Source organism: Cobetia sp. UIB-001 (genome assembly GCF_044789135.1).
Lineage (GTDB): Bacteria > Pseudomonadota > Gammaproteobacteria > Pseudomonadales > Halomonadaceae > Cobetia > Cobetia amphilecti.
The window spans coordinates 3,574,497-3,600,133 of sequence record NZ_CP058244.1; the positions used below are offsets into that span (position 1 = coordinate 3,574,497).

The 25,637-nt window shown below is 64.1% G+C and carries 17 protein-coding genes and 3 tRNA genes; 4 read left to right on the forward strand and 16 right to left on the reverse strand.

Annotated elements, in window-relative coordinates; all coding sequences use genetic code 11:
• Positions 1-5: 5 nt before the first annotated feature.
• Together HA399_RS14770 and dapA are read right to left on the reverse strand one after the other, a co-directional pair.
• On the reverse strand, positions 6-944 hold the full coding sequence (locus HA399_RS14770; RefSeq protein ID WP_404325388.1) for a hypothetical protein: 939 nt from the start codon (positions 942-944) through the stop codon (positions 6-8).
• Positions 944-1,828, reverse strand: a complete 885-nt coding sequence (gene dapA, locus HA399_RS14775; protein ID WP_043336386.1) for a 4-hydroxy-tetrahydrodipicolinate synthase — start codon at positions 1,826-1,828, stop codon at positions 944-946. The genes HA399_RS14770 and dapA overlap by 1 nt, the downstream gene beginning before the upstream one ends.
• Before the next feature lie 447 nt (positions 1,829-2,275).
• On the opposite strand from dapA, the gene HA399_RS14780 reads away from it, so the two are divergent.
• Complete coding sequence (locus tag HA399_RS14780) at positions 2,276-2,752, forward strand: peroxiredoxin (protein ID WP_054556838.1); 477 nt, start codon at positions 2,276-2,278, stop codon at positions 2,750-2,752.
• Positions 2,753-2,886: 134 nt separating this feature from the next.
• Here HA399_RS14780 and HA399_RS14785 read toward each other — a convergent pair whose 3' ends face one another.
• Positions 2,887-3,978, reverse strand: coding sequence for an AI-2E family transporter (locus HA399_RS14785; RefSeq protein WP_043336373.1), 1,092 nt, complete (start codon positions 3,976-3,978; stop codon positions 2,887-2,889).
• Positions 3,975-4,241 (reverse strand): sulfurtransferase TusA family protein, encoded by a 267-nt coding sequence (locus tag HA399_RS14790; RefSeq protein ID WP_043336423.1) that lies wholly within the window; start codon positions 4,239-4,241, stop codon positions 3,975-3,977. The genes HA399_RS14785 and HA399_RS14790 overlap by 4 nt, the downstream gene beginning before the upstream one ends.
• A gap of 255 nt (positions 4,242-4,496) precedes the next feature.
• On the opposite strand from HA399_RS14790, the gene HA399_RS14795 reads away from it, so the two are divergent.
• Positions 4,497-5,999 (forward strand): M48 family metalloprotease, encoded by a 1,503-nt coding sequence (locus tag HA399_RS14795; RefSeq protein ID WP_404325389.1) that lies wholly within the window; start codon positions 4,497-4,499, stop codon positions 5,997-5,999.
• Between the two features lie 110 nt (positions 6,000-6,109).
• On the opposite strand, the gene nadA is transcribed toward HA399_RS14795, so the two are convergent.
• The 12 genes from nadA to purL all read right to left on the reverse strand — a co-directional run bounded on the left by nadA (position 6,110) and on the right by purL (position 21,874).
• Entirely contained in the window at positions 6,110-7,189 is a 1,080-nt protein-coding gene (gene nadA / locus HA399_RS14800; protein WP_404325390.1) for a quinolinate synthase NadA, read from the reverse strand.
• 296 nt (positions 7,190-7,485) lie between these two features.
• Positions 7,486-7,560: transfer RNA gene (locus HA399_RS14805), tRNA-Lys, on the reverse strand.
• A gap of 16 nt (positions 7,561-7,576) precedes the next feature.
• Positions 7,577-7,651: transfer RNA gene (locus HA399_RS14810), tRNA-Lys, on the reverse strand.
• 36 nt (positions 7,652-7,687) lie between these two features.
• Positions 7,688-7,762, reverse strand: a tRNA-Lys gene (locus tag HA399_RS14815).
• Positions 7,763-8,042: 280 nt separating this feature from the next.
• Positions 8,043-8,903: a 23S rRNA pseudouridine(2605) synthase RluB gene (gene rluB, locus HA399_RS14820; protein ID WP_043336411.1), complete on the reverse strand. Its 861-nt coding sequence runs from the start codon at positions 8,901-8,903 to the stop codon at positions 8,043-8,045.
• A gap of 332 nt (positions 8,904-9,235) precedes the next feature.
• On the reverse strand, positions 9,236-10,351 hold the full coding sequence (gene scpB / locus HA399_RS14825) for an SMC-Scp complex subunit ScpB (RefSeq protein WP_404325391.1): 1,116 nt from the start codon (positions 10,349-10,351) through the stop codon (positions 9,236-9,238).
• The gene (locus HA399_RS14830; RefSeq protein ID WP_404325392.1) at positions 10,348-11,385 is read right to left on the reverse strand and encodes a segregation and condensation protein A; all 1,038 of its coding nucleotides are present in this window, start codon (positions 11,383-11,385) and stop codon (positions 10,348-10,350) included. The genes scpB and HA399_RS14830 overlap by 4 nt, the downstream gene beginning before the upstream one ends.
• Before the next feature lie 126 nt (positions 11,386-11,511).
• Entirely contained in the window at positions 11,512-12,726 is a 1,215-nt protein-coding gene (locus HA399_RS14835; RefSeq protein ID WP_043336371.1) for a hypothetical protein, read from the reverse strand.
• 131 nt (positions 12,727-12,857) lie between these two features.
• Entirely contained in the window at positions 12,858-14,648 is a 1,791-nt protein-coding gene (locus HA399_RS14840; protein WP_284727265.1) for a DEAD/DEAH box helicase, read from the reverse strand.
• 233 nt (positions 14,649-14,881) lie between these two features.
• On the reverse strand, positions 14,882-15,703 hold the full coding sequence (locus HA399_RS14845) for a crotonase/enoyl-CoA hydratase family protein (RefSeq protein ID WP_404325393.1): 822 nt from the start codon (positions 15,701-15,703) through the stop codon (positions 14,882-14,884).
• A gap of 213 nt (positions 15,704-15,916) precedes the next feature.
• Positions 15,917-17,563 (reverse strand): FMN-binding glutamate synthase family protein, encoded by a 1,647-nt coding sequence (locus HA399_RS14850; protein ID WP_404325394.1) that lies wholly within the window; start codon positions 17,561-17,563, stop codon positions 15,917-15,919.
• A 396-nt stretch (positions 17,564-17,959) separates the two neighbouring features.
• Positions 17,960-21,874, reverse strand: coding sequence for a phosphoribosylformylglycinamidine synthase (gene purL, locus HA399_RS14855; protein ID WP_404325395.1), 3,915 nt, complete (start codon positions 21,872-21,874; stop codon positions 17,960-17,962).
• Between the two features lie 172 nt (positions 21,875-22,046).
• On the opposite strand from purL, the gene mltF reads away from it, so the two are divergent.
• Together mltF and HA399_RS14865 are read left to right on the forward strand one after the other, a co-directional pair.
• Entirely contained in the window at positions 22,047-23,540 is a 1,494-nt protein-coding gene (mltF, locus tag HA399_RS14860; RefSeq protein WP_082388806.1) for a membrane-bound lytic murein transglycosylase MltF, read from the forward strand.
• A gap of 82 nt (positions 23,541-23,622) precedes the next feature.
• A complete protein-coding gene (locus HA399_RS14865; RefSeq protein WP_052384859.1) occupies positions 23,623-25,578 on the forward strand; it encodes a GGDEF domain-containing protein in 1,956 nt (651 codons plus the stop codon).
• Positions 25,579-25,637: the final 59 nt, after the last annotated feature.

A 25,637-nucleotide genomic window follows, 5' to 3' on the forward strand; every position in this document is an offset into this window, starting at 1 on the left:
CATGCTCAGCGCAGTGTCGACGCCACGGCGTCGAGCAGCTCACGCGCCAGTGCCGGCGTGGTCTCTTCACCATCGGCACGGGTCGCCATGACCAGGGTGTGGTCATTCTCGGCGCGCAGCTTGAGTACCATCGGCACCGGGTCACCATCGCCGCCGATACCCAACCAGCCGCCATCACGCTCTTCACGCGGGATGTAATCGACCATGAACTCGCCACGCGAGCGGTCCTGATCGGTCAGCGTCTGGTAGTCGGTGTTGAAGTTCTTCTGCAGCTGATAGAGCAGCTCGGCCCAGCTGCGCTCGGTATCCAGCGCCAGATCGACCTGCCAGGTGCCATCGCGGCCTTCCAAGCGCACGCGGTCATCACGGCTGAGCGACTGGGCCGCCAGCGAGACGCCGCTATCGGCGGAAGACGCGGCCAGATAGCCGCTCAGCGCGTTCAGGCAGCTGCCGGCGACATCGCCGCCCTGCTGACAACGCACTTCGGAGGCATCGGCACGCAGCCCCTGGCTGACGCTGATGATGCCCTGGGCCGTGGTGATCTCGCCCTTGCCGGCATCGATGCTCTGCACATCAAGGCCCTGGTCGCGCACGAAGGACTGCAGACGCGTCCACACCGCTGCCGGCGCGGCGTTCACGGCCAACCAGCGGGCATCGCCGCTTTGACGCATGGCGACGAACTCACGCCCGCCCTGCTCGCTGGTCGCCAGCGGCTGGGGACGCGGTGCCTCGAAGTCGTCGCTGGCCAGGAAGTCACTGCTGGCCTGCGGCACCGGCATGGAATCCTGGTAATCACCACGATTGATCGTGTCCGGCAGCTCCAGCGGCGGCGCGATGCTGGCATCGGCATACTCGCTGTTGCGATCGTAGTAGTAGCCATCACTGGAACAGCCTGCGACCGCGAGCGCCGTCAGCAGGGCCAGTGGCACGAAACGCTGACTCATCAGTTGAGCACCTCGGCCAGTTGCAGTGCTTCCTCGACCGTGGAGTGATACTGCTCGGACAGCCAGGTCAGCGGCAGACGCACGCCGGATTCCGGCGACAGGCCCATGCGATGCATGGCGAACTTGACCGGGATCGGGTTGGACTCGACGCCCATCGCGGAGTGCAGCGGCATCAGGCGCGTGTTGATCTGGTGAGCGCGCTCGGCATCGCCGGCCACGGCGGCTTCACACATCTCGTGCATCAGGCGCGGCGCGACGTTGGCCGTCACGGAGATATCGCCGTGGCCGCCCATCAGGATGAAGTCGCAGGCCGTGGGGTCGTCGCCGGAGTAGAGCGCGAAGTCAGTGCCCTTGAGGCGGTCGATCAGTTCCTGACCGCGCTCCAGGTTGCCGGTGGCATCCTTGAGGCCGACGATGTTGTCGAGCTCGGCGAGGCGGAAGACCGTCTCGTTGTAGATGTCGGAGCAGGTACGACCCGGCACGTTGTAGAGAATGACCGGGATACCGGCCTGCTCGGCGACGGCCTTGAAGTGCTGGTAGAGCCCTTCCTGGGTCGGCTTGTTGTAGTACGGCGCCACGGAGAGGCAGTAATCCGCACCGACTTCCTTGGCGTAGCGAGCCAGCTCGACCGCTTCGGAGGTGGCGTTGGCGCCCGTGCCGGCAATGACCGGAATCTTGCCGGCGACCGTCTCGACCACACAGCGGATGACATCGAAGTGCTCCGCGAAGGACATGGTGGTCGGTTCGCCGGTGGTGCCGGCGGCGACGATGGCATCGGTGCCATTTTCGAGGTGGAAGGCGACCAGCTGGCGCAGGGCGTCCCAGTCGATCTCGCCGGTGGCCTTCATCGGGGTCGCCAGTGCGACAATGCTACCTGTGATCATCCCTCGAATTCTCCTCTGGTGCCTGATGCGCCAGGCGTGTCCCTGCGCTGTTGAAACAACGGATCTCGGGGACAGACATCTGACATAAATTGGTTGACGCAGGACTCTGATTGCGTGGGCACGCCGACACGCGAGTCGCGTCAAGGGTGATGATGTTACAAAGACCATCGAAGCCTGTACAGACGCCATCTGCACCGGTTGTGCAAAGCGGTGGATTCCCTCGCCTGTCCACGGGGCAGATGCACGGTGGATGGGCGCGATGGCGCCGGTCGCCAAGACGGTGAAACACAAGAGTTCTGCCCTGTCTTTGACAAGTCAGGACGCCCTGCGTGTAATGCAGGACACACCGCAGAAGCGGGCAAGCGCGATGCCCATCACTGCCGGTTTTTTTCATCATTCAGCACTGTCAGCCGCCACATGGCCGTCAGTCATCGCCAGGAGAGCACGATGAGCGTCAGCCTCGGTCAGCCAATTCCCGACTTTACCGCCCAGGCCACCAGTGACACCGAAGTCACTCCGGCCAGCCTCAAGGGCAAGCAAGCCGTCATCTATTTCTACCCGAAGGACCACACGCCGGGCTGCACCACCGAAGGCGGTGACTTCCGCGACAACCTCGAGGAATTCGAAGCGGCCAACACCGTGATTCTCGGCGTTTCCCGCGACAGCCTGCGCACCCACGAGAACTTCCGCGCGAAACAGGGCTACCCGTTCGAGCTGATCAGCGACCCGGACGAGACCCTGTGCAAGATCTTTGACGTCATTCACATGAAGAAATTCATGGGCAAGGAAAGTCTCGGCGTGGTGCGCTCCACCTTCCTGATCGACGCCGATGGCAATCTGGCGCGCGAATGGCGTGGCGTGAAGGTCAAGGGCCATGTCGAGGAAGTGCTGGAAGCCGCCCGCGAGCTCAACGCTGACCGCTAGTCTCGAATGGCAACAGCTCGAGTGGCAGCAGCCCGCGTGACAGCAGCTCGTGGAGAAACAGCTGAGCGGAGAGCGCCTGTGCGCCAGCCGCCTCAGCCATGAAAAAGCCCCGCCGATTGGCGGGGCTTTTTCGATCAGGCGCTCTTGTCCGCGACCCGATTCTCCTCGGCGCGCGCCCGGCGCGGCCAGGCATAGAGCAGCGACTTCATCAGGGTCGCCAGCGGGATGGCGAAGAACACCCCCCAGAAACCCCAGATGCCGCCGAAGAACAGCACCGCGAGGATGATCGCCACCGGATGCAGATTGACCGCCTCCGAGAACAGCAGCGGCACCAGCACGTTGCCATCCAGCGCCTGGATGATGCCGTAGGCGATCATCACGTACATGAAGGTATCGCCCAGTCCGTAATGGAAACCGGCGACGGCGGCGACCGGCAAGGTTGCCCCTGCCGCACCGATATAGGGAATCAGCACCGAGAAGCCGACCACGATCGCCAGCAGCGCCGAATACGGCAGCCCGAAGGCGACGAAGGTGACGTAGCTGACGCCGCCGACGATGACGATCTCGATCACCTTGCCGCGCACGAAGTTGGCGATCTGGTCATCCATCTCGTTCCAGACCCGGCTCATCAGCAGACGCTTGCGTGGCAGTAGCGCCAGCGTGAAGTCCACCAGCCGCTCGCGGTCCTTGAGCATGAAGAACACCAGGATCGGCACCAGCACCAGGTAGATCACCACGCCCATCAGGTTGCCCAGCGACGCCAGCGACAGCGATACCGCGCGCTGCCCGAACTGGGTCAGCTCACGTCCGGCGGCGCCGACCCACTGCTGGACCTGCTCCGGCGTGATCAGGCCGGGGAAGCGCTCCTGAAGCTCGCCCAGCCAGCGCTGCCCGGAGGCGAACATGCCGGGGATCTCCTGGATCAGATTGGCCAGCTGATGCCAGACCAGCGGCAGCAGGATCAGCGCACTGGCCAGCATGATGCCCATGAACACCAGCGTCATCAGGCTGACCGCCGCCAGGCGCGGCAGGCCACGGCGCTCCATCCAGCTCACGCCGCTCTGCAGCAGGAAGGCGACGATCAGGGCGGTGAAGAATGGCGCCAGCATGCTGCCGAGCAGAATGACGGCGGCGAATACCAGCACCAGCACCAGAAACAGCACCACCGCTTCTTCGTCGGAGAAATAGCGCTCGATCCAGCCACGCAACAACGTCTTCATGGTCATGACGGATCTTCCTCGCACAGCGCCTTGATCACGAAGCGATAATCGCCCTCTGGCGTCTCTTCACGCGAGACCAGCGCGTGATCGCTCAGCGCCAGATAGGCGGGGATGTCGCCCCAGGCGCCGGCGTCGCTGGCGAGGACCTCGAGTTGCTCGCCGGCACTCATGCCAGCCAGTTTGAGCTTGGTGCGCAGCAGCGGCAACGGACAGTGCAGGCCGCGCGCATCCAGCGTCTGCAGGTGGGTATCGGCCGTGGAGTCAGCCATCGGATTCGCAGTCTCAGCGCCAGGTCGTTCGAATGCCATCTGCCCTTCCGTTCTCGTTATGATGTTCTGCCGCACGCCATGGAGGGTGCAGCTTGAAAACGCCCCGATTTAAGGGCACCTTGCCTGACAAAGCAACTTTCCGCCCTGCGCGGCTGCGTCTTGCCCGGGCTCACGCAGGGCCGTCAACGCCAGTGCGGCGCCCGGCAATCCTGCGAGCCGACCGCACCTTGCGCCATACCGAAGAGGATTGCCTGCATGTCGTTGCTGCCCCCCTTGAGCGGACGCGTCCGCATCGGACGCCGCGGGCTTGCCACCCTGTCGAGCGCCTTGCTCGGCCTGTTGCTGATGGGCGCGCCGGTCGCCAGTGCGCCGGCTGCATCCCACAACGACTATGGACTGCCGGACCTGGGGAGTGCGAGTGGCGGCATCTCCAGCAACGATGAATATCGTATCGGTCGCGCCTGGCTGCGTCAGTTCCGCGCCCATGTGCGTGAATGGGATGATCCCATCACTCTGGACTGGATCGGTAGCATCGTGCGTCAACTGGCGCCGTGGAGCGAGCTGGATGAGCGCAATTTCATCATCACGCTGGTCGCCAGCAGCCAGCTGAATGCCTTCGCCGTGCCCGGCGGCGTGGTCGGCGTCAATACGGGGCTGTTCGCCTTCGCGCCGGACCGCGACGCCTTCGCCTCGGTGCTCGCCCACGAACTGGGCCACCTCTCCCAGCATCACTTCGCGCGCAACATGGAGCGCCAGGCCGAGACACGCCTGCCGACGCTGGCCGGCTTCCTCGCCGGCATGGTGATCGCGGCGGGCGGAGGCGGTTCAGCGGGCATCGCGACCATGGCCGGCACCCAGGCCGCTGCCATTTCCGATCAGCTGGCCTATTCGCGTCGCTTCGAGCAGGAGGCTGACCGCGTCGGCATCGATGCACTGTCACGCGCCGGCTTCGACCCCGAAGCCATGCCGCGCATGTTCCGCGCCATGCAACGCATGGCCAGCCTGCAGGGCGGCAATGCACCGGAATTTCTGCTCACGCACCCGGTGACCGAGGCGCGTATCGGCGACACCCAGGCGCGTGCCGACGCCATGCAGAAGGTGGCACCCGACCCGCTCGCGCAGCTCGCCTACACGATGATCCGTGCCCGCGCCCTGCTGGCGCTCAACCTGCGCCAGCCCGAGCAGGGGCTGACGACACTGCGCGAAGACAACCCCGACCCTGACGCGATTGCCTACTACCAGGCGCTGGCCGCGGCGGAGCACAACCAGGTCGACAAGGCACTGGCCGCGCTGGATCGCCTGCATGACAAGCATCCTGACCTGACCCTGATCAGCGCCAGCGCGGTCGAGGTCGCGCGGGATGCCCGGCGTTATGAGGAGGCGACCCGCCGCGCCAGACGCCTGCTGCGCCTGCAACCCGACTACCTGCCGACCCGGCTGGCCATGGCGGAAGTCGCGCTGCAACAGGACCCCGCCGCCGCGCGCCAGCAGCTGGAAGACATGCGCCGCGATCATCCCGATGACCCCAAGGTCTGGAGCCTGGCCTCCGAAGCCAGTGGGCGCAGCGGCCACACCGCCGAAGCCTTCCTGTATCGCGCCGAATTCGACCAGCTGGAGGGCCGCATGGACAAGGCCTTCGCTCAGCTCAAGCTGGCCGACGAGGCCGCGCGCAAGAACGGCGACTTCAGCATGGCCAACCGTATCAGTTCACGCCGGGAGGACTTCAAGCGCTATCGCAACGCCATCGAGGAGTTCTGAGGCACGCTCCCTCTCGCAGCACCAGGCAAACAAAAACCGCCGCCCCGAGGAATCGGGAGCGGCGGTTCTGGTTCATGCAGACATCAAACGGTGGCGATCAGCGTCAGCCCTCAGCCGCGATTGAATTCCAGCATCCGCGTCAACGGCTTCAGGGCGCGCTCACGCAGGTCATCATCGACGAAGACTTCCTCGGCATTGGCTTGCGACGGATCGCGACGCAGCACGGCGGCCAGATTCTCCAGGCCGTTCATCGCCATCCACGGGCAGTGCGCACAGCTCTTGCAGGTCGCGCCATTGCCGGCGGTCGGCGCCTCGTACAGCTGCTTGTGCGGCGCGGCCTGCTGCATCTTGAAGAAGATGCCACGATCGGTCGCGACGATCAGCTGCTGATTGTCGAGCTCGACGGCGGCCTTGATCAGCTGCGAGGTGGAACCGACCACATCGGCCAGCTCGACCACCGACTGCGGTGATTCAGGGTGCACCAGCACCGCGGCGTCCGGGTAGACCTTGAGCAGGTCACTGACGCCCTGGGCACGGAACTCGTCGTGGACGATACAGGCGCCGTCCCACAGCAGCATGTCGGCACCGGTCTGCTTCTGCACGTAGGCGCCCAGATGCTTGTCCGGCGCCCAGATCAGCTTCTCGCCCCGGGCGTGCAGGTGCTCGATGACATCGACGGCGATCGAGGAGGTCACCACCCAGTCGGCGCGCGCCTTCACGGCCGCCGAGGTATTGGCGTACACCACCACGGTGCGGTCGGGATGAGCATCACAAAAGGCCGCGAATTCGTCTTCCGGGCAGCCGAGGTCCAGCGAGCAGGTCGCCTCCAGCGTCGGCATCAGCACGCGCTTCTCCGGCGACAGGATCTTGGAAGTCTCACCCATGAAGCGCACGCCGGCGACGATCAGCGTCGAGGCATCATGGCGGGCACCGAAACGTGCCATCTCGAGCGAGTCGGCCACGCAGCCGCCGGTTTCCTCGGCCAGCTGCTGGATGGCGTCGTCACAGTAGTAATGCGCGACCAGTGCGGCATCACGCTCGATGAGCAGCTGCTTGATCTCATCGATCAGCGCGGCATCTTCGGCGGCGGGGCGTGTCGGGCAGTAAGCGCGGGCCAGATGCTCGCGCACCTGCTCACGGACGGCATTGTGGGCCTCACGACCCGGCATGGCATTAGTCAGGCTGTTCATGTGTCTCTCACCTAGCCCACAGGGGCTCCCCCTGTGCTGAGTGGGTCAGGACTCGGCCCGGACACGAACGGCCCGTGGCGGCCCTGCCAGCGCTGCAGCTGGGCTCCCCAGACTGCGGCGTGTGCCTTGGGCGTCTATCGCCCGCAGCGTCGTCCGCACTGGGCGGACAAGAGCCTTGGCTCGCCCACAAGGATACGCCTAGCGCGATCACGGCTCCAGTCGACTTGGGGGCAACGGACTCTTTCCTTTCGCGTAACAAAAATTGCCCCGCGCCAATGAAGGCACGGGGCAAGATCTGGTGGGTCGTGAGGGATTCGAACCTTCGACCAATTGGTTAAAAGCCAACTGCTCTACCACTGAGCTAACGACCCAAAACTGGGTGGCGGATGGTGGGTCGTGAGGGATTCGAACCTTCGACCAATTGGTTAAAAGCCAACTGCTCTACCACTGAGCTAACGACCCGCCGCCGGGTGCTTTGCAAGAGACCATTCCAGAGAATGGTGGGTCGTGAGGGATTCGAACCTTCGACCAATTGGTTAAAAGCCAACTGCTCTACCACTGAGCTAACGACCCTTGCGAAGCGGGACGTAAGATACCGCCGATCCCGTTTCGACGCAAGCCTTTTGCAAAAAAACTTCAAGTAAATGACCAGCTTGTCCGCTGGCACCTCGCGAAACGCCCGCGCCAGCGCCTGCGCCAGAGCCCGGTCCAGCCCCTGTGCCAGATACACGCAAGCCCGCGATGAGCGCGGGCTTGCGGGTTACCACTTAGGTCGCACGAGCTTGTGGCATGTCCACGAGCTTATGCCAAGTCAGTGAATGACGGCGCATCGCCGCCCTCACCGACTGCGCCATCAGCGCGGCTTGCGCGTACGCTGCGGCGGCTTCTTCATGGCGCGCACCGGACGACGCTTCTGCTTGTCGCGGCTCCAGCGGTTCTGCTCATCCGGCGTCAGGGCCGGCGCCTTGCGATGCTCGAGACCTGCCAGCGTGGACAGCTCATCGATCTCGCTCTGCTCCATCTCCACCCACTCACCGGCGCGAGCGCGCTTGTCGAGGAAGATGTTGCCGTAGCGCACGCGCTTCAGACGGCTGACGGTCAGGCCCTGGGAATCCCACAGACGGCGAACCTCACGGTTGCGGCCTTCCATGATCACGACGTGGAACCAGCTGTTGATGCCTTCGCCACCGAATTCCTGCACATCGGTGAAACGTGCCGGGCCATCTTCGAGCATCACGCCATTGACCATGTTGACGACGTGCTCGCGCTTGACCTCACCCATGACACGCACGGCGTACTCACGCTCGATCTGGGTTGACGGGTGCATCAGACGGTTGGCCAGCTCACCATCGGTGGTGAACAGCAACAGACCGCTGGTGTTGATGTCGAGACGACCGATCGCGATCCAGCGCTCGCCCTTCAGACGCGGCAGACGCTCGAAGACGGTGCGGCGGCCTTCCGGGTCCTTGCGCGTGCACAGCTCGCCTTCCGGCTTGTTGTACATGATGACGCGACGCGCCGTCTCTTCGGCGCCCTTCAGGCTCTGCGGACGATCATCGAGGCTGACCTGGTCACGCGGGCCGACGCGATCGCCCAGCTGGGCGACCTTGCCGTTGACCTTGACGCGACCGGCGCTGATGGCGACTTCCATCTCACGGCGGGAGCCGAGACCGGAGCGCGCCAGCACCTTCTGCAGTTTCTCGTCCTCGACCAGCTTGTCGCCCTTGGCCTGCGGCGGCAGCGGACGCAGTTCCGGCGCGTCGGCGGCGGCCGGCTTCTTGCCGACATTGGCCTTGCTACCGCGCGTGGACTTGCCGGTATCACGGGTCGGGCGGGCCTGCTCGCCACGCTTGTCGGCAGAATCTGCCGCGCGCTTGTCCGCGACGTTCTTGTCCGCGAAGGCCTTGCCGGTCACGGCCTTGCCACCGGCGTGCTTGCCGCCAGCCTGCTTGTTGCCTGCCTGGCTGCTGCCGGGGCGAGAGGTCTTGCGCTTATCAGAGTCTGTCTTGCTCATGACATGAACCATTTCATCTATAGGAGTTTCGCCTACGCAGGGTCGTCATCATCGACGGTCCCGGCAGCGGAGGAGTCGTGCGGCTGCGCATCGGCAGCGTCGTCATCCTCGTCTGCACCGCGCAAACGTTGGCTGAGGCGCGCTTCGAGTGTGGCGAAGTCGAACCCCGAGCCGGTGGACGCCATCCCGGCGTGGTCATTTTCCGCCTGTGAGGCGGAGGGTGCTGCTGTGTTCGGTGTGTCAGCCGAGGCACCGGAGGTATCGAGTGCGCGCATCTTCAGCGCCTCTTCCAGCTGCTCGGCGGTGACGTCCGGCGGTTGCCAGTCGTCGGGCACCGGGGTGCCAGTGTCGGTCTCAAGACCTGTCTCAAGCCCTGTCTCAAGACCTGATTCAAGCCCTGTCTCAGCGCCTGATTCAGTCTTTTCCCCTGTCTTTTCCCCAGTCTCTGCGTCAGGTGCTGACTCAGGCGTTGTCTCATGCTCTGGATCAGCTCCTGCATCAACGCCGTCTGCCGGTGCCTCCTCCGCCTCGCCGTCCGGGTCGTCCGGCAGCGGCAAGGTCTGAGAGGGCGGCACATCATACAGGTCTGCCTCGAGCTGTTCGAGTCCTTCGAAGCCTTTCAGTTCATGCACCGGCGGCAGCTCTTCCAGCGTCTTGAGACCGAAGTCATCGAGGAACTGACGCGTGGTGGCGAAGACCGCCGGACGCCCCGGCACATCACGGTGACCGACCACTCTCACCCAGCCGCGCTCGACCAGGGTACGCATGATCGAGGAGCTGACCGTCACGCCACGCACCTGCTCGATATCGCCGCGGGTCACCGGTTGACGATAGGCCACCAGCGCCAGGGTCTCCAGCAAGGCGCGTGAATAACGTTGCGGGCGCTCTTCCCACAGCCGCGATACCCAGGGGGAATACTGCTGGCGAACGCGCAGCCGCCAGCCACTGGCGGTCTCGATCAGCTCCAGCGCGCTCTTGTCGGCCGGGTGACGCGCTTCCAGCTTGCCCAACGCCTCGCGCAGCGCAGGCCTGGTCGGGCTTGAATACTCATCGAACAGACCGGCCAGGCGCTCTAGCGTCAGCGGCTCGCCGGCGGCCAGCAGGGCCGCTTCGATGATCTGGTCCAGCGGGACATCGCGCAAACTCATGACGCCGCGTTCTCCTGCTCGTCGGATGGGGGTAAGGAAGGTGACGTCTGCGCATCATCGGACGCTGCGTCATCGTACGCTGCGTCATCGAACGCCCCCTGATCGGCCGCCACCTCGTCTTCGTCGGCGAATTCCAGCGCCAGCCAGTCCTCGTCATCCTCGGGGTCCGGCTCCGGCGTGCGGGCGCGCACGTGAATCGGTGACAGCGGCGCATTCTGGACGATCTCGATCATCGACTCCTTGGCCAGCTCCAGAATCGCCATGAAGCTGACCACCACCCCGGCACGCCCTTCCTCGAGCGTGAACAGCTTCTCGAAGGGCGTGAAGTGCTCATGGGTCAACAGATTCATGATCGCCAGCATGCGCTCGCGGGTCGACATCACCTCGCGCGAGATGGTGTGCGCCTGGACGAGATCCGCCTGACGCAAGAGACCGGACAACGCGCCGAGCAATTCCGACAGCTCGACATCAGGGTGCACCACCCGCGTCTCGAGCTCGGGCAGGTCTGCCGTGGCCACGAACCAGTCGCGGCCCTGACGCGGCATCTCATCCAGCCCTTCGGCGGCCAGCTTGGTCTGCTCGTATTCCTGCAGACGGCGAATCAGCTCTGCTCGCGGGTCCTCTTCCTCGTCGTCATCACTCGCCTTGGGCTGACGCGGCAGCAGGCTGCGCGACTTGATCTCCGCCAGCATCGCGGCCATCAGCAGGTATTCACCGGCCAGATCGATCTGCATGGCGTGCATCAGTTCGACATACTCGATGTACTGATGGGTGATGGCCGCGACATTGATGGCGAGGATATCGAGGTTCTGGCGACGAATGAGGTAGAGCAGCAGATCCAGCGGCCCCTCGAAGGTCTCGAGAAAGACACGCAGCGCCTCCGGCGGGATGTAGAGGTCCTGCGGCATCTCGGTGAGCGCGGTGTCGTTGACGCGCGCCAGCACCGTCGACGCCGCCGTCGGGGGCGTGACGAGAGGTGCGGGCTGATGCCCATCGGTGAGGGCAAAACTGGCGCCATCGAGCAGGTCGCTCATGACATCTCCTGCAGGAGGCGGGTGAAGGTGGGTCTGGGGGACGGGCATTCTAGCGGCTCGCGCCCCATCCCCCAAGTCTTTACGCCGCCGGTGATACGCCGGGGCCGCGCTCGGCGCCGCCCGCCTCTAGCGATAGGTCAGGCCGATCACGCGCCGCAGCTCATCCAGGGTGTCACGCACGGTGTCGCGGGCCCGCTCGGCCCCTTCTGTCATCATGGTGCGCACCTTGCCATGCTCCCCTTCCAGCGCCTCGGCACGCTCACGAATCGGCGTCAGCGCTGCATCGACATGCTCGATCAGACAGCCCTTGCAGTCCAGGCAGCCGATGCTGGCATCACGGCAGCCCTCCTCCGCCCACTGGCGGTCCGAGGCGGGCGTGAAGCTTTCATGCAGCGTCCACAGCGGGCAGCGCTGCGGGTCACCGGGGTCCTTGCGGCGCACGCGCGCAGGGTCGGTGGGCATCTCGCGCACGCAGGCCGCGATATCGTCGCGCCCGCTGCGCAGGAAGATGGCGTCTTCCCGTGCGGCCTTGTGTGTCTTGAGCTCCATGCCCAGCAGCGGCTCGACCTCGCCCTGCCAGTGTTCCGGCTCGCCGAGGATGCGCCGCCCGCCACCTTCCAGATAGCCGAGCAGCCGCTCCTGCTGGTTGCGGTTGAGCTTGCTGGTCTCGGCCAGCAGGCCACGCGCGCGCTCGAAGGCTTCGAGATCGCCCTCTTCCTGATAGTCGCTCAACCATTCGCGATACAGGCGACCGCTCTTCTTGCCCAGGCGCGCGATGGCGCGCTCGGCCTGCTCCTCGAAGCCGGCATCGCGGCCATAGCGATGATTGAAGCGTCGGGCGACCTCACGGGTGAACTCGATATGCGCACGCTGCTCGGGGCCGGCGGGCACCACCTGCCCCCGCAGCGCCAGAATGTCGGCCGCCTGCATCAGGGGCGCACCGAGCATGGCCAGGCTGGCACCCTGCTGCTCACCGAGCCCGGCGACCATCTCGCGGTAGCTGGGCAGACGCTCCAGCCAGGCCTTGGGCGTGACGCTGGCCAGGATCATGTGCACATCGGTCAGCTCCGGCACCCACGACTGGATGAACAGGGTAGCGACCTTGGGGTTGACCCCACAGGCGAGACAGTCGATCACCATCGCCCAGCTGTATTGCTCGATCTCGTGAGGCGCGTGACCGCTGACCGCCAACGCGTTCCAGTCGGCGACCAGAAAATAGGCATCGTGATGGTATTGCAGCTCGGTCCAGCGCCGGATCACTGATTGATAGTGTCCGAGTTGCAGGTGTCCGGTGGGGCGTAAGCCGGACACCAGCCTGGCCGAGGTATCGGTGGCACTCACCTTGTGAGTTCTCCCTGAGGCGTATGAAGCCGCCAGTCTAGCAACCCGAGGCCCCGCTCAGCATCCCCGCGACGTCGTGTCCCTGACAACATGCGCCACGCGACCGGATCACGCAGCGGCCAGCGCGCCGCTCAGCCGGCGGCGATACCGGTGCGATAGCGCCCGGCGTAGTCGAACAGCTTGTCGCGGATCTGCCAGTAACGCCCGCTCTTGCGCCCGATGACGAAGTCCGGCGCCTTGAGACGCTCCTCGCCTGCCAGCACCTCGGCGATGTCCTTCGGCGCCCAGTCACTGCCCGGCGCGCGCAGATGACGCGCGAGGAAGCTCAAGCGGAAGGCGTGACGCTGAGCAGAGGTCTCGAGCGCGAACCACTCGGACAGATCGGTGCCATCCTCGTCGTAATAGGTCACCTTCAAGCGTGGCAGGCCGCGCCCGTTGCGCGCCTCCTCCAGCTGCCAGCCGCTGACGCGCAGCACCCGCGCATCACGCAGCTTGAGCGCATCGCGCAGCTTGTCATCCGGATCGACCAGTCGCGCCTGACAGGCATGACAATGGCGGGCGGCGATGTCATTGGCCTCGCCACACTGCGGGCAGGCCTTGGCGCGATAGCGAAAGTCGCACTGCACCAGCGGCCTGCCCTCGCCCTCCGGTGACTCGACCAGCCCCTGACACCGGCGCCCGAAGTGCTCGACCACCAGCTCACCATCCTTGCGTCCCCAGAACAGATTGGCATTGCCGCATACCGGGCACTCGACCTGGACGATCTCGGTGTCGCCGGCCGGCTTCGGCGTCGCCACCTCCGGCGCGTAGAGGTCCCAGGGATTGCCGGCGTAGTCGAGAATCAGACAGTCCGTCTTGCCGGGGCTCAGACGCAGGCCGCGCCCGACGATCTGCTGATAGAGACTGACGGATTCGGTGGGCCGCAGGATGGCGATCAGATCGACATGCGGCGCATCGAAGCCGGTGGTGAGCACCGCGACATTGACCAGATACTTGAGCTGCTGGGCCTTGAAGGCATTGATCAGCCGCTCGCGCTCCTCGCCGGGCGTCTCGCCGGTGATCAGCGCCGCCTCGCCGTCAGGCAGGAGTGCGGTGACTTCCTCGGCATGCTCGACGGTGGAACAGAACACCATCACACCGCGCCGCTCGCGTGCCTGGGCGACGATATCCAGCACGATGCCCGGCGTCGCGCGCGAGCCCTGCACCACCTCGTTGAGCTCCGCCTCCTGGAAGCTGCCGCCGATACCGGGTGCCAGCTGCGAGAAGTCATAGCGTGCCACCGCGACATCGACGCGCCGCGGCTCACTCAGAAAGCCCTGCCGCACCATCAGGCGCAGTGGCTGCTCGAAGACGCAATCACGGAAGAAGCAGTCGTCATCCCCGCGCACCATGCCGTGATAGTGACGATGGAAGATGAAGCCCTGACCGAGACGATACGGCGTCGCCGTCAGTCCCAGCACCTTGAGGCGCGGATTGTGCTCGCGCAGATGATTGATGACCTTGCGATAGCTGGCGTCCTTCTCCAGCGAGACCCGGTGACACTCATCGATCACCAGCAGCGTGAAGGGCGCCGCCTGAGCATCAGTCGTCGGCTCAGCCGGCGTGAAGGCATCAAGATTGCGCACCACTGACTGCACCGAGCCGAACACCACCTGACGCGAGGCCTGCTTGCGCTTGAGGCCGGCACTGAAGATGTCGGCGTCCTTGCCATAGGATTCGTACTTGGCGTGGTTCTGCTCGACCAGCTCGCGCACATGCGCCAGCACCAGCACACGGCCACGCGCGATACGCGCAAGCTCCGCGATCACCAATGACTTGCCGCTGCCGGTGGGCAGCACGATCACCGCCGCCTCATCACTGCGGCGAAAGTGCTCGACGGTACGCCGCACGGCCTCCTGCTGATACGGACGCAGCTCAAACATGCAGCGCCGCCCAGCAAGACACATGAGTGGGAGCGCTGCCGGCAGGCAGGCCCAGGGAAGTGATGGCTGACAGGGACGTGAGGGCTGACAGGGAAGTGATGGCTGACAGGAACATTGACATCAAGGGGCCGCCGAATCGCAGGAAGGGACAATGCCCCCATTATCCGCATCAGCGACTGCAGCGGCAAAGTGGGTGTGGATAACCTGAGCCCGTCAGTCTTGACCCGTCAGGATCAGAAGCGCGGCGCGCGTCCCTCGAGCTTGGCCTTGATGCACTCGGTCTGCTCCGCACGCCCCAGCAGCGAGGACTGCAGCTCTGCCTCAAGCGCCAGTGCCTCGGCTTCCGGCGCAGCGAGGGCCTCGTCATAGAGACGCGTGATGGCGCGGATGGCACTGGGAGAGCGCCCGGCAATCTGGCGCGCCAGGGCCAACGCCTCCTCCTGCGGGCTGGAGATGATGCGCGTGACCAGGCCGGCGCTCTGCGCCTCGTTGGCCTCGACCTTGCGTCCGCTCCACGTCAGCTCGTGCAGCCAGTCCGGTCGTACGCCACGCGCGGTGACGCTGATGCCCATGTCCGGAATGATGCCCCAGTCGATCTCGAGCACCGCCAGGCGCGCATCAGGATCACACAGCCGGATGTCCGCCCCCAGCGCGATCTGCAGGCCGCCACCGAAGACGTTGCCATGCAAGGCGGTGATGACCGGCACCCCGATATCTCGCCAACCCAGCGCCAGCTGCTGCACGGTATTGCGCTGCGGTGCACAGCCATTGGCCCCCGCGACCAGCAACTGCGGCACGCGGGCGGCGTCGCCCATGATGGCGGCGATATCCAGCCCCGCACAGAAACTGGGCCCCTCGCCCGACAGCACGATGGCGCGCAGGCCTGATTCCCGGGCGCGGGCATGCAACTCCTGCTGTACCGCCAGCAGGGCATCGATCATCTTCCAGTCGATGCCGTTGTGCTTGTCAGGGCGATTGAGGCGCACGTCGGCGACATGCTCACTGATCGAGAGGGTCACATAACGTTCAGGCGTGAGGTGGGTAGCGTCAGACATGGCGGTCTCCCTGCGAAGGATAACGAGCAAGCACGCGCTCGAACGATTTCACGACAGTGCCGAGCGATGGCACTCATCCAGTGATAAACCCAAAAGGCGCAGGCAACCACACTGCGTTCGTCGAGCTGCCCGCGGGCATGACTCGCTACGTCTCAGTGTGACTGCCTGCGCCCGGTTGTTGAACGGTCGTTTGGTCGCAGAGGTGACGATTGTCTACTCGCGCTTGGCGCCCGAGACCTCCGACAGCGATCGCGGCTGGAAGCTCTCGGCCTGGGCCATCGCCCAGACACGACGATAGAAGGGATAGTCGTCCCCTTGCGTCAGCAGTGCGCCCTTGGTCAGGAAGGGATGCAGGTGCGAGAACAGCTTGACCTCATTCTCGGAGACACGATGCACCAGGTGGTCCGGGGTGATCTGCCAGGGCGTATGCAGGCCCGCCGCCGACAGGATCTCGGCCAGCGCATGCAGGGTGTTGTGATGGAAGTGACGCACCTGATCGGCCTTGTCTTCCACGACCAGCGATTTCTGGCGCAGATCATCCTGGGTAGCGATCCCCGTCGGGCACTTGTTGGTGTGACAGCTCAGTGACTGGATGCAGCCCAACGCGAACATGTAACCGCGTGCGGCATTGACCCAGTCCGCGCCCAGTGCCATCACGCAGGCGATATCGAAGGCGCTGATGATCTTGCCGCTGACCCCGATGCGCACCTCATCACGCAGCCCTGCGCCCACCAGCGAGTTGTGGACGAACTGCAGCCCTTCACGCAGCGGGGTGCCGAGGTGATCGGTGAATTCGGTCGGTGCGGCGCCGGTACCGCCCTCACTGCCATCGACGACGATGAAATCGGGCACGATCCCGGTCTCGAGCATCGCCTTGACGATGGCCATGAACTCCCACGGCTGACCGAGGCACAGCTTCAAGCCCACCGGCTTGCCACCCGACAGCTCGCGCAGGCGCTGGATGAAACTCAACAGCTCAAGCGGTGTGGAGAACTCACCATGGTTGGAGGGCGAGATGCAGTCCTTGCCCATCGGAATCCCGCGCGTCTCGGCGATTTCCTCGCTGATCTTGCTGGCCGGCAAGACGCCCCCGTGGCCGGGCTTGGCGCCCTGGCTGAGCTTGATCTCGATCATCTTGACCTGCTCGCTGGCCGCCTGACGGGCGAACTTCTCGCCATCGAAGCGCCCTTCCTCGTCGCGGCAGCCGAAGTAGCCACTGCCCAACTCCCAGATCAGATCGCCCCCGAATTCGCGGTGATAGGGGCTGATGCTACCTTCGCCGGTGTCATGGGCGAAGTTGCCCAGCCTGGCGCCCTTGTTCAGGGCGCGGATGGCGTTGGCACTCAAGGAGCCAAAGCTCATCGCCGAGATATTGAACAGCGAGGCATTGTAGGGATGCGAGCACTGGGAGTTGCCGACGTTGAGACGAAAGCCCTTGGGGTCCGGCACGCTCGAGGTCTGCATGGAGTGGCCGATGAACTCATAGCTGTCGGAATAGACATCGAGCAAGGTGCCGAACGGCTGGGAGGAATTGTGCTGACGGCCACGCGCATAGACCAGCTCGCGCTGCTTGTGGGAAAACGGCAGCTGATCGGTGTCCGACTCGAACAGGTACTGACGCATTTCCGGACGCAGCGCCTTGAACAGGTAGCGCATGTTGCCGATCACCGGATAGTTGCGACGCACGGCGTAATCCGGCTGCTGCATGTCGTAGATGCCGACGGCGACCAGAAAGGCCATCAGCAGCGTCAGCGGCCATATCCAGGGCGTCAGCTCCGACAGCCCCAGGCAGACCAGCAAGCCGAGGACACAGAGCCCGAAGACGGAGTAGCGAGGTAACAGCGACCATTTCAGTTTCATCAAAGCTTCCTTTGCCAGCGAACAGCAATGTCAGGGCTGTCGTTGTGGGAGGGTCTGGGGTTGCGATCAAGAGTTGTGGCCAGGGGTTGTGATCAAGAGTTGCGTCCAGTGCAGCGGCCACGGAACACACCATGCCTGTCAGGCAGGCATCATCATCGATAGCGATGGCGACATCACGATGACGCCAGCCTGCCGCATGCCGGGCCGAGTGTCCTGCTCAACGGTGGAATCCGCTGTTGAGCCAGTCGCACCACGGTGCTCTCAGCATGTCTGTAAACAAGAAGACGCCCTCGTGGCGTGAACCACGAAGGCGTCTCCCGTTACTGCATTTCGCCACTGGTGGCGTGCGCCAGCCTCATCAACCGAGGAAGCCGAGTCGCTGGCGCGTCACGTCGCTCAGTCAACCCAGCGACGGGCATTGCGGAACATGCGCAACCAGGCGCCATCCTGCTGCCAGTCGTCCGGACGCCAGGAGTTGGTGACGGCACGCGCCACGCGCTCCGGGTGCGGCATCATGATGGTCACGCGACCATCATCGGTGGTCAGACCGGTGATGCCGGACGGCGAACCGTTCGGGTTGGCCGGATAACGCGTGGTGGTCTGGCCGTAGTTGTCGACGTAACGCAGCGCGACCTGGCCGCTGCTCTGCATCTTGCGCAGGTGAGCGCTGTCGCGGAACTCGGCACGCCCTTCGCCATGCGCGATGGCGATCGGCAGGCGCGAGCCTTCCATGCCATCGAGGAACAGCGAGGCGCTCTTCTCGACTTCGACCATCGCGACACGCGCCTCGAACTGCTCGGACTCATTGCGCACGAAGCGCGGCCAGGCCTCGGCACCCGGAATCAGCTCCTTGAGCTGGGAGAGCATCTGGCAACCGTTGCAGACGCCCAGCGCGAAGCTGTCATCACGATTGAAGAAGCGCTCGAACTGTTCACGCGCACGCGCATTGAACAGCACCGACTTGGCCCAGCCACCGCCGGCGCCCAGCACGTCACCGTAGGAGAAGCCGCCACAGGCGACCAGACCCCGCATGGTGTCCAGATCGACACGCCCTTCGAGGATATCGCTCATGTGGACATCGACAGCCTCGAAACCGGCACGGTCGAAGCTTGCCGCCATCTCGAGCTGACCATTGACGCCCTGCTCGCGCAGGATCGCCATGCGCGGACGTGCACCGGTGTTCAGGTACGGCGCGGCGATGTCGTCGTTGACGTCGAAGGTGGCCTGGGCGGTCAGGCCCGGGTCACGCACGTCGTTGATGGACTCGAATTCGCTCTTGGCGCAATCGGCGTTGTCACGCGCGGCCTGCATGCGATAGCTGGTCTCGGCCCACAGGCGCTCGGCACTGGCGCGGGTGGTGGAGAGCAGGTTCTGGCCCAGCAGCGTGATGTTGATCTGCTCATCGGCACGCGGCGTGGCGATCACGCCACTGTGCTCGAGGCCCACGGCCTTGAGCTCGGCGAGGATCGACTCGGTATGTTCGCGACGCACCTGCACCACGGCACCCAGTTCTTCGGCGAACAGCGCGCCGGTGGCCTGACCCGGCTCGGCGGCGGTCCAGTCGAGGGAGATGTCGAGACCGACACGCCCCGCGAAGGACATTTCCATCAAGGTGGTCAACAGACCACCGTCGCTGCGGTCGTGATAGGCCAGCAGCTTGCCTTCGACGTTGAAGCGCTGGATGGCCTCGAAGAAGTGCTTGAGGTCTTCAGGCTTGGCAAGATCCGGCGCTTCGTTGCCGACCTGACCATAGACCTGCGCCAGCGCGGAGCCACCGAGGCGGTGAGCGCCATGGCCGAGATCGATCAGGATCAGGTCCGTTTCCACGGCCTCGCCATTCAGCGTGCGGCGCAGCTGCGGCGTGAGAGTACGCATGGCATCGGTGACCGGCGCGAAGCCTGTCATCACCAGCGACAGCGGCGCGGTGATCGACTTGTCTTCACCGTTCTCGTCCTGCCAGGCGGTGCGCATGGACATGGAGTCCTTGCCGACCGGAATGGTCAGGTCCAGCGCTGGGCACAGTTCCATGCCGACGGCGTGGACGGCCTCGTAGAGCGCCTGATTCTCGCCGGTGTGATCGGCAGCGCTCATCCAGTTGGCGGACAGCTTGATGTCAGACAGCTTGGCGATCGGCGCGGCGGCCAGGTTGGTGATCACCTCGGCCACGGCCAGACGCGCGGACGCCGCCGGCGAGATCAGCGCGACCGGCGTACGCTCGCCCATCGCCATCGCTTCACCGACATGGCTGTCGAGGGAGCTGGTGGTGACGGCGCAATCAGCCACCGGCACCTGCCACGGACCGACCATCTGGTCGCGCGCGACCATGCCGGTGATCGAGCGGTCGCCGATGGTGATCAGGAATTTCTTGGAGGCGACGGTGGGCAGCTGCAGCACACGGGTCATCGCTTCGCGCGGGTCGAGGTTGTCGAGACCCAGCGCTGGCAGCTCCAGCGTCTGGCGCTCGAAGCTGCGTGACATCTTGGGCGGCTTGCCGAACAGCACGTCCATCGGCAGATCGACCGGACGCGTATCGAAGTGACCATCCTTGACGACCAGTTCGTGCTCCTCGAGGGCTTCACCGACCACGGCGTACAGGCAACGCTCACGCTCACACAGGGCTTCGAAGGTGGCCAGATTCTCCGGTGCCACCGCCAGTACGTAGCGTTCCTGGGATTCGTTGCACCAGATCTCCAGCGGGCTCATGCCGGATTCGGCGCTCGGCACGGCGCGCAGGTCGAACAGGCCACCGCGACCGCCATCCTTGACCAGCTCCGGCAGTGCGTTGGACAGACCGCCCGCGCCGACGTCGTGGATGAAGCAGATCGGGTTCTTGTCATCCAGTGCCCAGCAGCGATCGATGACTTCCTGCACGCGACGCTCCATCTCGGCATTGTCACGCTGCACGGAGGCGAAATCGAGGTCTTCGCTGGAGCTGCCGGAGGCCATGGAAGAGGCAGCACCGCCGCCCAGACCGATCAGCATCGCCGGGCCGCCCATCACGATCAGCTTGGCGCCGACCGGAATATCGCCCTTCTCGACGTGCTGGCTGCGGATGTTGCCGTAACCGCCGGCGAGCATGATCGGCTTGTGATAGCCGCGACGCTCGATGCCGCCGGCACCGAAGGCATCCTGCTCGTAGGTACGGAAGTAGCCGTTGAGGTTGGGACGGCCGAATTCGTTGTTGAACGCAGCGCCACCGATCGGGCCTTCGAGCATGATGTCGTAGGCGGTCTTGATGCGCTCCGGCTTGCCGTAGTCGTGCTCCCACGGCTGTTCGAAGCCCGGGATACGCAGGTTGGAGACGCTGAAGCCGGTCAGACCCGCTTTCGGCTTGGAGCCGACACCGGTCGCGCCTTCATCACGAATCTCGCCACCGGCACCGGTCGCGGCGCCCGGATAGGGGGCGATGGCGGTCGGGTGGTTGTGCGTCTCGACCTTCATCAGGATGTTGATCGGTTCCTGATGGTAGCGATAGATATGGCCTTCGCCTGTCGGGAAGTAACGCCCGGCAGTCGGGCCTTCCATGACGGCGGCGTTGTCACTGTAGGCGGACAGCACGCCATCCGGATGATGCTGGTAGGTGTTCTTGATCATCTTGAACAGCGAGTGCGACTGCGCTTCGCCGTCGATGGTCCAGTCCGCATTGAAGATCTTGTGGCGGCAATGCTCGGAGTTCGCCTGAGCGAACATCATCAGTTCGATGTCGGCAGGATTGCGGCCCAGAGTCTTGAAGGACTCGACCAGATAATCGATCTCGTCATCGGCCAGCGCCAGACCCAGGCTACCGTTGGCCTTGGCCAGGGCTTCGCGGCCACCGCCGAGGATGTCGACATGGGCAAGCTTGGCAGGTGCCTGATGCTGGAACAGACGTGCCGCGTCCTGAGTACGGGTCAATACCGTCTCGGTCATGCGGTCGTGCAGTCGGGAGGACAGCGTGGCGAAGAGCTCTTCGCTCAGGGGCGCGTCCAGCTTGATGCGGTAGGCGATGCCACGCTCGAGGCGGCGGACTTGCGGCAGGCCGCAGTTGGCGGCGATATCCGTGGCCTTGGAAGACCAGGGAGACAGCGTGCCGAGACGGGGGATGACGAGGAAGAGATGTCCTTCCGGAGCGCTCTCGTCACGACTGGGGCCGTAGTCCAGCAGGCGCTCCAGTGTTGTCCGATCGGAACTGCTCAGTTCACCATCGACCTCGGCCAGATGAAGGTACTCGGCATGAAGAGATTCCACCTCCGGCACCAGCTCGCGTAATGCAGCCAGTAGACGGGTGTGACGGAAGGCGGAAAGGGCAGGCGCGCCTCGCAGTTCGAGCATGGTCAGGGAAAGCCTCTGAAGCAGCGTGAACGGACAACCGCCAAACGGCGGCAGCAAGCGCATATCATACGTGAAAGGCGAGCCTTAACGAAGCCCGCAGGCGACATGCGTTGGATGACAGTGTGTTGAGCTGCCGGTATGGTGGAAGCCCTGCCGTGAATGATGCTGACGCATGCTCAAGACTTCGCCCTCTTCTCTCATTCCGCCCGTGCGACAGCTGCTGCGCCACGCGCGGCGTTTCCTCGTCGCGGCGCTGGCCCTCGCCTTGCTGATACTGCCCGAGCGCACCCTCATCGAGATGCCCACGCGGCTGGACGATGTCCGCGCGCGCGACTTCATTCAGGTCGCCACGCGCAATACCCCTACGACCTTCTATCGTGGCCGTCAGGGGCCTACCGGTTTCGAATACGAGCTGGCACGGGACTTCGCCGATTATCTTGGCGTGAGTCTGTCGATGGATTCCGAGCACAATATCGAGAGCCTGACCCAGAGCGTGCTCAATGATCAGGCCGATCTTGCGGCCGCGACCCTGCCGCTGGATCTCTCCGAACAGGACCTGCGCTTCTCGCGCCCCATCCTCGAATTGCAGGCGATGGTGGTCTATCGGCGCGGCATGCACCCGCCCAAGGAATTGAAGGATCTGGTCGGCAAGCGCATCGGCGTCATCAAGGGCGCCGGCACCAGCCTGGTACTGCGGGAAGTCCAGCAGGACATCCCCGAGCTCAGCTGGAAGGAAACCGGCGAGCTTGAGGTGGCGGACCTGCTGCAACGCATCGAGGAGGACAAGCTGGATGCGGCGGTCGTCTATGCCCATCAATTCAAGCTCAATCGCCTGTTCTTCCCCAATGTGGAGAACGGCTTCGACGTGGGCGATCCGCTGACGCTGGCCTGGGCCTTCCCCGCGCATGGCGACATCTCATTGCTGACCGCCGCCAATGATTTTCTCGAGACACGCCGCCAAGATGGCACCCTCGATCAATTGGTCGAGCGCTATTTCGGCCATGATGACTATCTCGAGTATGTCGGCGCACGCACCTTCATCCGCCAGGCACGCGACCGCCTGCCGCGTTATATCGACACCTTCAAGGAAGCCGCGCGCGAAACCGGCATCGACTGGAAACTGCTGGCCGCCACGGGCTATCAGGAATCGCACTGGCAGCCCAAGGCCACCTCTCCCACAGGGGTGCGCGGCCTGATGATGCTGACCAATGTGACGGCGCGCGAAATGAAGATCGCCAACCGTTTGGACCCCGTTCAGAGCATCGATGGTGGCTCACGCTATCTTGTGAGTATAAAGGGACGCTTGCCGGACGAGATCAAGGAACCGGATCGCACCTGGATGACGCTGGCGGCCTACAATGTCGGTCTGGGTCACCTGTTTGACGCCAGACGGATCGTGAAGATGAAGGGCGGCGACCCGAATCGCTGGAAGGATGTCCGCGAAGCCCTGCCCTTGCTGCAGAATCGTGAGTGGTACCAGAAAGTCCGTTATGGTTATGCACGCGGCGGAGAACCTGTCATCTATGTCCGCAATATCCGTCGTTATTATGAAATACTGAATTATGTTTACCGTAGCCAGCAGCAGTTCTATCAGCTGGATGAGCGTCCGATTACCGACGACGAAGGCGACAGCAATCCCTTCGATACAGTGCCTCCGATTCTCTGAGGATGGAGTTCGGACCGTCAGCACTCCGGTGCCTCAAGTGCACGCATCTTCACCACGCATCAAGAGCCTCTAAGGACAGGGAATGACACGCAGACTCGTCTTGATGTCGCTAAGCCTGATCGCGTTCGGCATCGCCTTGCTGGGGCTCTGGCCGTCTGCCGGCAATGAAGCCAATGCGCTGTTGCTGATGATGTTGACCCTGCAGGCCGCCGGCCAGGCTGCCTGGCATTGGCGCAATACCTCCCTCAGCCAGCTGTTCCTCAGCGCCTCATTGATCCTCAATATCCTGCTGATCTGCACCTTTCTGCTACCGGAAAGCTGGGTGGGGGTGGACCACTGGGGAGACCTGCTGATCAATCTGCCGGGCGATTGGCATATCGCCAATATCCGCCCGCCTATCCTGATCCTGTTTGCCTGTTTCGGCCTCACGACCTGCGCCCTGTTGCGCATGCGACTGGGATTCGGCTCTGCCATCCAGCTGACGCAAGTCACGCTGCTGTTGCTGTTTGCCATGATGTCCGACGCCAGTCTTTCCGTCGCCAGCATGGTGCTGGCAGGTCCGGAGCGCATCACGCTGACCAGCTTCGTCAGTCTGCTGCTGATCGCTCAATGGATCGATCTACAGCCGGCATTCATGCAGATGTGGCGCCGCAACCTCATACCGCTGATCATTTCCTCCTCGATCACCCTGGTCTGTCTGCTCGCCTGGCAGCAGCAGAGCCAGGACGAGAACAATCGCATCAACCAGTCGACCTACGTACTGGGCGACAAGATCGCCACGGAGCTGTCTCGCGAGATCAACGACCAGCTCAATGCGATGCGACGTTTCGCCGGTTTCTGGAGCCTGATGGGACAGACTCCGTCACGCGGAGAGTGGCAACGCCTGGCACGCAGCTATTACAAGGATTTCGATTACTTCCAGAACATTGCCTTCATCGACCCGGACAGCGTGATAACGCGCGTCTTCCCGGACAAGGGCCGCAATCATGATGTACTGGGCGTCCGGCTGCTGGATGCTCAGCCGGACACTCCGCTGCGCAACCCGCTGGAACTCGGCATCGAGGGCCATACCGGCATCATCGACCTGATTCAGGGCGGCAAGGGCATGGTGTCCTACCTGCCGGTGCGCGATCCTCGCGATGGCACCATCCTGGGGGCGATCGCCATGGTGGTGGATCTGGCCCCTCTGCTCGACAGGGCCATGGATACGGCACGCAATGAGGCATTTGCGGTCACCCTGTCAGAGCGCGGCAACATCTATATCCATGTCGGCCCGGAAAGCCGTCTGGCGCCCTGGGGCCATCGCATCCCCATCGAGCTGCCCGCCACCGACCTGACACTGGGCCTGCAGCCGACACAGCAGTTCCTGGCGGCCACTCGTGGTCGTCTGCCGGAGGTGACGTTGCTGACAGGCATGCTGCTGGCCTACCTGCTCTTCCTGGTGATCTACATGTATCGCCGCGTCTCGCAGGAGCACGGTATCGTCAAGAATGCCAATGATGCACTTCGCGAAGAGATGGTGCGGCGAGAGCGACTGCAGAACGAGATCCAGTGGCTGGCGCGTCACGACGAGCTGACCCAGCTGCCCAATCGTCGCTATTTCCTCGAGCAGGTGCAGAGCTTCAGCGGCAAGATGCCTCTGACGGTCATGATTCTGGATATCGACTTCTTCAAGACGATCAACGACAAACTGGGTCACTTGGAGGGAGATCGCTACCTGCAGAAGATTGCCGCCGTCTCACGGGCGCCCGTGGAGTCTGCCGGCGGCATACTGGCGCGCTTCGGTGGCGAGGAGTTCGTGGTGTGCATTCCGGAATGCCCGCGCGCGGTAGGCCGCACTCTGGCGGAAGAGCTGCGGCGTGCCGTGCAGGCTGCAGGACTGCCGCAGCCCGCCACGGACAGCGTCGTCACGGTATCCGTGGGCATGGCATGCGTGGCGCGCGCTCCGTTGCGGCTGGATGCACTGCTGCAGGCAGCGGATGAAGCGCTGTATCGCGCCAAGTCCAGCGGTCGTAATCAGGTTCAGGTCGCCGCCTGACGGCTCATGGAGACCAACACGATCGCAACGCGAAGAGATGTGCGGGAGGACCTGCGCGA

Coding starts and splice junctions, on each gene's coding strand:
- HA399_RS14770 (WP_404325388.1), bottom strand. CDS start 944: ATGAGTCAGCGTTTCGTGCCACTGGCCCTGCTGACGGCGCTCGCGGTC.
- dapA (WP_043336386.1), bottom strand. CDS start 1,828: ATGATCACAGGTAGCATTGTCGCACTGGCGACCCCGATGAAGGCCACC.
- HA399_RS14780 (WP_054556838.1), top strand. CDS start 2,276: ATGAGCGTCAGCCTCGGTCAGCCAATTCCCGACTTTACCGCCCAGGCC.
- HA399_RS14785 (WP_043336373.1), bottom strand. CDS start 3,978: ATGACCATGAAGACGTTGTTGCGTGGCTGGATCGAGCGCTATTTCTCC.
- HA399_RS14790 (WP_043336423.1), bottom strand. CDS start 4,241: ATGGCTGACTCCACGGCCGATACCCACCTGCAGACGCTGGATGCGCGC.
- HA399_RS14795 (WP_404325389.1), top strand. CDS start 4,497: ATGTCGTTGCTGCCCCCCTTGAGCGGACGCGTCCGCATCGGACGCCGC.
- nadA (WP_404325390.1), bottom strand. CDS start 7,189: ATGAACAGCCTGACTAATGCCATGCCGGGTCGTGAGGCCCACAATGCC.
- scpB (WP_404325391.1), bottom strand. CDS start 10,351: ATGAGTTTGCGCGATGTCCCGCTGGACCAGATCATCGAAGCGGCCCTG.
- HA399_RS14830 (WP_404325392.1), bottom strand. CDS start 11,385: ATGAGCGACCTGCTCGATGGCGCCAGTTTTGCCCTCACCGATGGGCAT.
- HA399_RS14840 (WP_284727265.1), bottom strand. CDS start 14,648: ATGTTTGAGCTGCGTCCGTATCAGCAGGAGGCCGTGCGGCGTACCGTC.
- HA399_RS14845 (WP_404325393.1), bottom strand. CDS start 15,703: ATGTCTGACGCTACCCACCTCACGCCTGAACGTTATGTGACCCTCTCG.
- HA399_RS14850 (WP_404325394.1), bottom strand. CDS start 17,563: ATGAAACTGAAATGGTCGCTGTTACCTCGCTACTCCGTCTTCGGGCTC.
- purL (WP_404325395.1), bottom strand. CDS start 21,874: ATGCTCGAACTGCGAGGCGCGCCTGCCCTTTCCGCCTTCCGTCACACC.
- mltF (WP_082388806.1), top strand. CDS start 22,047: ATGCTCAAGACTTCGCCCTCTTCTCTCATTCCGCCCGTGCGACAGCTG.
- HA399_RS14865 (WP_052384859.1), top strand. CDS start 23,623: ATGACACGCAGACTCGTCTTGATGTCGCTAAGCCTGATCGCGTTCGGC.